Origin of the sequence: Pseudarthrobacter oxydans (assembly GCF_013314975.1) — a bacterium.
Taxonomy (GTDB): domain Bacteria; phylum Actinomycetota; class Actinomycetes; order Actinomycetales; family Micrococcaceae; genus Arthrobacter; species Arthrobacter oxydans.
Map to the genome: position 1 here is coordinate 1 of NZ_JABTYH010000076.1, position 1,768 is coordinate 1,768.

The 1,768-nt window shown below is 65.0% G+C and carries 1 protein-coding gene; it reads left to right on the plus strand.

Translation table 11 applies throughout. From position 1 onward, the window contains the following. The first annotated feature begins 114 nt into the window (after positions 1–114). On the plus strand, positions 115–1,749 hold the full coding sequence (locus HTS88_RS21915) for an IS1634 family transposase (RefSeq protein WP_174182298.1): 1,635 nt from the start codon (positions 115–117) through the stop codon (positions 1,747–1,749). Positions 1,750–1,768 lie beyond the last annotated feature (19 nt).

Sequence of the window (1,768 nt, forward strand, 5' to 3'; positions counted from 1 at the left end):
CCTGAGTTGGCTCACGTGCTGCCGTTTCGCGGGAGCGCAAGCCGCTGACCTGCGGTGATGTTCGCGGGTGGGCGGTTTTTCACGCACTAATGGGTTTTGTTCTAGTGTCGCCGTGTGGCATTCATCAGGAGGGTGCGGACGGCCTCGGGCGCGACCGGGGTGCAGATCGCGGAGTATGTGAGGGGCCGCCAGCGCATCGTTGAGCACGTTGGCTCAGCGCATACGGAGGCCGAGCTCGGTGTGCTGCTGGCACGTGCCCGCGAGCTGCTGGAGAACCCTGCGCAGGGCGTCCTGGAACTCGGTGTTGAGCCCACGCCTCCGGCGCTGGGGTTGGTCGCTCCGGCCGGCAATCCGGGCCTGTTCGACATTCCCGGCACTGCAGCACCAGCTGGGCGCACCGGCCCTGCCCGCGTGGTCGGCACGGACTCGCGCGTCCTGTTCGATGCGTTGGCCAGCGTCTTCACTGCGCTGGGATTCGACGGCCTCGGCGACGAGGTGTTCCGGGACTTGGTGATCGCCCGGGTCGTCGAACCGACCTCACTGCTGGATGCTGGCAGGGTCCTGCGGGACCTCGGCCAGGCCCCTGCCAGCTACGCGACCATGAAACGCACCCTCGCCCGCGCCGCTGCAGGCAAATACCGGGATCAGGTTGCGACCTGGTGTTTCGAGCATGCCAGTACCAGCGGGGATGTTTCCCTGGTGCTGTATGACGTCACCACGCTGTATTTCGAGGCGGAGAAGGAAGACGAGCTGCGCAAGGTCGGCTATTCCAAGGAACGCCGGGTCGATCCTCAGATCGTGGTCGGCCTGCTCGTGGACCGCGGCGGGTTCCCGCTGGAGATCGGCTGCTTCGAAGGCAACAAGGCCGAGACAGCAACCATGATCCCGATTATCAAGCAGTTCCAGGCCCGCCACGGCCTGGCCGATATGGTTGTCGTCGCCGACGCCGGCATGCTCTCAGCGGGGAACCTGCGCGAGTTGGACGAGGCGAACCTGCGGTTCATCGTCGGCTCCCGAATGACCAAGGCGCCGAACGACCTGGCCTCGCATTTTCGCTGGCACGGCGACGCGTTCACCGACGGGCAGCTGATCGATACCATCACCCCCAGGACAGGCCACAAGAACGAGAACAACTCCGACCTGCGCGCCGAACCCGTCTGGGATCCAGAGCAGCACCCGGGCTCCTGGCGTGCCGTGTGGGCCTACTCCCGCAAGCGAGCTGTTCATGACAACAAGACGCTCACGGCCCAGGAAAACCGCGCCCGCGGGGTCATCGAGGGCCAGAAAGCGGCCCGGACCCCAAGGTTCGTCAAGACCTCCGGCGGGGCGCGGAGTCTCGACGAGGCGTCACTAACGCGTGCGCGGCAACTGGCCGGCCTGAAAGGGTACGTGACAAATATCCCCGCGAACATCATGACCGCTGGGGAAGTCATCGGCTCCTACCACGACCTGTGGCACGTCGAGCAGTCCTTCAGAATGAGCAAAACAGACCTGCGCGCCAGGCCCATGTTCCACCGCACACGCGACGCGATCGAAGCCCACCTGACCATCGTGTTCACAGCGCTTGCCGTCTCCCGGGCCGTCCAGAACAGGACAGGCCTCGCGGTACGCAATGTCATCCGACAACTCCGGCCCCTGCGCTCAGCGACCATCACCATCAACGGCACCACCCAGACATTCGCCCCCGACATCGGCACCGATCAGCACGCCATTCTCGATGCCATCCGGAGCCCAAAACTCACGCACTAAGCAAATGAGCCAAGTCAGG